Annotated in this window: 5 protein-coding genes; 3 read left to right on the top strand and 2 right to left on the bottom strand. The window is 71.2% G+C overall.

The window, feature by feature from the left end; all coding sequences use genetic code 11:
* Positions 1-92 precede the first annotated feature (92 nt).
* On the bottom strand, positions 93-410 hold the full coding sequence (locus OEY_RS0121450; RefSeq protein ID WP_010595823.1) for a hypothetical protein: 318 nt from the start codon (positions 408-410) through the stop codon (positions 93-95).
* A gap of 128 nt (positions 411-538) precedes the next feature.
* Between OEY_RS0121450 and OEY_RS0121445 the strand changes: the two genes are divergently transcribed.
* From OEY_RS0121445 to OEY_RS0121435, 3 genes are all read left to right on the top strand, one after another.
* Positions 539-1,060 (top strand): hypothetical protein, encoded by a 522-nt coding sequence (locus tag OEY_RS0121445; RefSeq protein WP_010595822.1) that lies wholly within the window; start codon positions 539-541, stop codon positions 1,058-1,060.
* A 162-nt stretch (positions 1,061-1,222) separates the two neighbouring features.
* Positions 1,223-1,501 carry a GNAT family N-acetyltransferase gene (locus OEY_RS0121440; RefSeq protein ID WP_010595821.1) on the top strand — a complete coding sequence of 93 codons (279 nt, stop codon included), beginning with the start codon at positions 1,223-1,225 and terminating at the stop codon, positions 1,499-1,501.
* A gap of 166 nt (positions 1,502-1,667) precedes the next feature.
* Positions 1,668-2,657 carry a rod shape-determining protein gene (locus OEY_RS0121435; protein WP_010595820.1) on the top strand — a complete coding sequence of 330 codons (990 nt, stop codon included), beginning with the start codon at positions 1,668-1,670 and terminating at the stop codon, positions 2,655-2,657.
* Here OEY_RS0121435 and OEY_RS28810 read toward each other — a convergent pair.
* Positions 2,658-4,704: peptidoglycan D,D-transpeptidase FtsI family protein (locus OEY_RS28810; RefSeq protein ID WP_043805659.1), on the bottom strand; the 2,047-nt coding region annotated here is incomplete at its 5' end.

Raw genomic sequence — 4,704 nt, 5'->3', positions numbered from 1 at the left:
CCCCGCCCGCCGGCGCCTGCCGTTCCGGGCACTCGACGACGACGAGGTGATCGTCGTGGACGAGGCGTGAGTGGGCGTACCGGCGCGGTCGCTCACGGGCCGCTGCTCGCGTGGACGAACGGCGCGAACCGGTCGAGGGAGACCCAGGCCGTGCGGCACCGGCGGGCGGTGACCTCGTCGGCGCGGGCGAGCAGGATGTCGAGCAGTTCCCGGGGATTGTCCCGCCAGCGCAGCACGAGTTGCCGTTCCTCCTCGTCCGACAGCGCCGCGACCCGGCTCGCCGCCGCGGCCCAGTCCGCCACGTTCCCGTGGTGAAGGCTCTCCAGAGCCTGGTAATCGACCCGCCGCGAGAGGAATTCGTCGGACAGGGCGCGGACGAGTCGTGCGTCCGACAGCACGGATGCGGTCATACGGCACCTCCTTCGAACGACCGTTGACGTTAGTGACCTGCCACAACCACCCGATCGCACCGGCGGCACGATTCGGTAACAGAGTGACTGGTGCGACTGATGTGACTTCCGCTGTTAGCATTCCTACGGTGGAGACACTGACCGACCTGCTCACGAGCGGTGCGGCGCCCTGGTGGGCCGTACCGGTGGGACTCGCGGCCGGCGTCCTGCTCGGCGTCTTCGTCACCCGGATCGGCGCGCGACCGTCGCGGTGGGCCGCCACCGTCGCCGCGCCCCTGCGGGCGGCCGATCGCGCCTTGCAGGTCCGCTTCCTGCACGCCGCCGACAGTGTCTACAACCATCTGTTCGAGGCGGATCACTCGGCCCTCGCCGAGGCCGACCTCGCCGAAGCCCTGCAGTCCGACGACCTGCACCTGCGTTCCGTCGCCCGCGGCATCGTCGACCTCGACGCGATCGTCAACGAGATGCGGCTGTCCGCCCCCGAGCCGGTGCTCACCGCCGCGGTCGCCCTCTTCGGCTACCTCACCGCCGTCTCGAGCGACGGGACCGACGATCTCGACGAGTTCCGCGACCGCTACCTGGCGCGCAAGTCCGCGTTCGTCGACGCCGTCCGCGTGGCCCACCCCCCGGCCGGCCAGGTCCCCGCCTGACCCCGTCGCCGCCGTCGCCTGCATCGCGTCACCACCACGTCACCACTCGTACCGGCCCGCCCGCGACACGGGTCCACAACCAGAACATCGCATCCCACCCCGGGCCCATTACCGGCTCGGGCAGATCCCACGGCCCGCGTGCAGGCCGGTAGGGTCGATGGTGTGACCAACGACGAGCACCGCATCGAACATCACCCCGGCCAGTCCAGGTTCGCGTTGTACACCGGGGACACCCTCGCCGCGTTCGCCGACTACACCGACTCGGACGGGGTGCGCGACTTCGACCACACCGTCACCCAGCCCCAGTTCCGCGGCCACGGACTCGCCGCCGAGGTGGTCCGCCACGCTCTCGACACGACCCGCTCGGAGGGTCTGAAGATCGCGGCCTCGTGCTGGTACGTCGCGAAGTTCCTCGACGCGAACCCCGAATACCGCAACTGACCCGCAGCGGATCCCGGGACGCGGGTTCCCGACGGCGTCGGGCTCGGGCTCGGGCACGGTCGGCGACGAACGGACGTCCTCGTCGGTGACACGCCATATCCGCCCCCGCGGAGCCGGTGCTGCGTAACATCGAGACGGTCTCGGTTCGAACCCTTCGGAGGCCGACATGGGTGGACTTGGAATCGATCTCGGCACTGCCAACACAGTCGTCGCCACCCCCGAAGACGGCGTCGTCTTCAACGAGCCGTCGTTCCTGCTGGTTCGCACGAAGGACCCGCATCGCGCACTCGCGATCGGTCAGGATGCGCGTGATCTGGTCGGTCGCACCCCCGTCGGCATCACCCCGGTTCGCCCGATGCGCGACGGCGTGATCGTGGATCTGGAGTCGGCCCGCACCTTCGTCACGGCCGTCGTCAAACGGGTTGCCCCGCACCGGTCCTACGGTCTGCGACCGAAGGGTGTGATCTCGGTTCCCGCAGGGGCCACGCCCCTCGAGCGTCGCGCGGTGCTCGAGGTCGGACACGAGGCCGGCCTTCGGAAGGTCGGTCTGGTGCCGGAGCCGGTCGCCGGCGCCCTCGGCTGCGGCATCAACCCGCTCGAGGCACGTGCCCACCTCGTCGTGGACATCGGCGGCGGCACTTCGGAAGTCACCGCGATCTGTTTCGGCGGCATCCTCTCCCATCGCAGTTGCCGACTCGCCGGAGACGAACTGACCAACGCGCTGTACCAGTACCTGCGCGCGGAGCACAAGATCGTCGTCGGCGAGCTCACCGCCGAGCGGGCGAAGGTGGCCACCCCCGGAACGCCCGACGGGCAGGCCCTCGTCGTGGAGGGACGCGATGCCGTCACCGGCCGCGCCCGGCTGGTCACGCTCGAGACCGAGGAGATCGTGGATGCGTTGCGACCGACGACGGCGGGAATCGTGCAGACCTTGACCGACTGCCTCGAGGACCTGCCCGCCCAGGCGATCGGCGACGTGATGTCGGAGGGGCTGCTCACCATCGGTGGCGGGGCGATGCTGCGCGGTCTGTCGCAGCTGCTCGAGGATGCCTTCGGGTTCCCGGTGAAGACCGCGGAGCGTCCCCTCACCTGCGTCGCGGAAGGCGCCAAGGCCTGCTTGGAGCACCCCGAGGTGGTGGCGGCGTACAGCAGCTGATCACCGATTCGACTCCACGACCGGCGGTGACGGGAAGTACCACCGCAGGAGTCTCTCGACCACGGGCCCGGCGGTCGCCGACCCGAACCCGCCGCCGCGGACCAGCACCGACACCACGATCTCGGGCGCGTCCAGGGGCGCGACCGCGGAGAACCAGGCGTTCAGACCCTCCCCGGGTGCCGACGGATCCTCCGCCGTGCCGGTCTTGGCGCCCGCCTGCACCGGCAGATCGGCCAGCTGCCCGGCCGTACCGGCCGACGCCGACGCCCGCATCCCCGCTCGAACGGGGTCGAGCCGGTCGGCGAAGGGCAGCCGGCGCGGCTGCGCCGTGGGAATCGGGATGTTGTCCTCGGACCCGTACGCCGCCGCGAGCCGAGGGGTGACCATCGCACCGGTGGCGATGCCCGACGTCCACCGCGCCACCTGCAGCGGGGTCGCGCTGACGGTGCCCTGGCCGATGCCCATCAGCAGGGTGGAGCCCGGATACCAGGTGGCCCCGATCCGTGCCACCGACTCCGGCGTGCCGAGGAAACCTTCGGCCTCGCCCGGCAGGTCGATTCCCGATCGCTGCCCCACGCCGAGTTGCCCGGCGACCGCGGCGATCCGCTCGGGACCGAGGAGCTCGGCCAGGCGGTAGAAGTAGACGTTGTCGGACCACTGGATCGCCTGCAGCAGGTCGTGCGGCCCCATCGGCTGCCAGTTCCGGAAGGTGTGCCCGCCGTAGGTGTAGGCCGCGCCCGTGGCGATCACGGTCTCCGGTGCCAGAACCGGGTTCTCGGCGTTCGCGGCGGCGGTGACGATCTTGAACGTCGACCCGGGCGGTGCGGCGGTCTGGGCGACGTGGTTGACCATCGCCCCCGGTCCGGACGACTGAGCCTGCGCCGCGAGGGCGACGAGGTCGGCCGGCGGGCCGTAGGCGTTGTTGTCGAATCCGGGCACGCTGGCCATCGCCCGTACCGCTCCGGTGCGGGCGTCCATCACGATCGCGGCGCCCAGGTCGCCTCCGCTGGTGCGGACGGCCTCGGTCAACGCAGTGGTCGCCAGGTCCTGCAGACCGATGTCGAGGTGCAACCGCAGGTCGTGTCCCCGTATCGGGTCCACCCGCGTGCCGGGGGCGACCGGACGTCCCGTCGGATCGACGTACATGCACTGCTTGCCGTCGCTGCCGCGCAGCAACGCGTCGTACTGCTTCTCGAGTCCGGCCTTGCCGACCCGCGATCCGAGCGCGAGATGCGGCCAGCGTTGCATGTCCTGCTGGTCGGCGACCCCGACATGGCCGAGTACCGACGCGAGCGTCGCGCCGTGCGGGTACGTCCTGCGGCCGGACGGGGCGACGAGGATCCCGGGAAGTCGCGCATTCACGACCTGCCGAGCCTGTTCGGGCGCGACCCTGCCGACGAGGACCTGCGGTTCCCCTTCGGCACGTCCACCCATCACCTCGGCCAGTTCGTCCGGGGAGAGGCCGATCAGCGCAGCGAGTCGCGGGCGCGAGTCCGCATCGTGCTCGTCGAACACCTCGGGCAGGACGGCGACGGCGTACTCCGCGGCGTTCAGCGCGAGCGGCACACCGTTGCGGTCGACGATGAGACCGCGCTCGGCGGGCAGCCGGATACAGCGCATCATCTGCGCCTCGCCCGCGGTGCGCAGCTCCGCACCGCGGACGTGTTGCAGCTGCCAGGTGACCATCGACATCGCGACGAGCGACGCTGTCAGGCCGACGGCCCCTGCCGAGACCCCTCGCAGTCGACGGTGCCGTCGCGGGTCCGGACGCCACAGCGGCCGCGCGACGCCGTCCCTGCGCACCGCGAGTACCAGTCCGACTGCCACGAATGCGACGACCGCGGCAGTCCCCCCGTAGCTGAACAGGGGGATCGGCATGCCGGTGTGCGGGATCAGCGACAGACTCGCACCGATCGATACCAGGGCGTGGATCCCGAACGACGCGCCGATCCCCGCCGCGACCAGCGCCGCCTCACGGGTCCGGGCGGTGCGGGCGGCGAGGACGGCCCGCCATACGATCACCGTGGTGGCCACCACGACTGCCAGG

The organism is Rhodococcus sp. P14 (assembly GCF_000256505.1).
Classification (GTDB): Bacteria; Actinomycetota; Actinomycetes; order Mycobacteriales; family Mycobacteriaceae; genus Rhodococcus; species Rhodococcus ruber.
The sequence above is the reverse complement of the archived record's forward strand: the minus strand, read 5'-3'. Positions and strand labels throughout refer to the sequence as shown.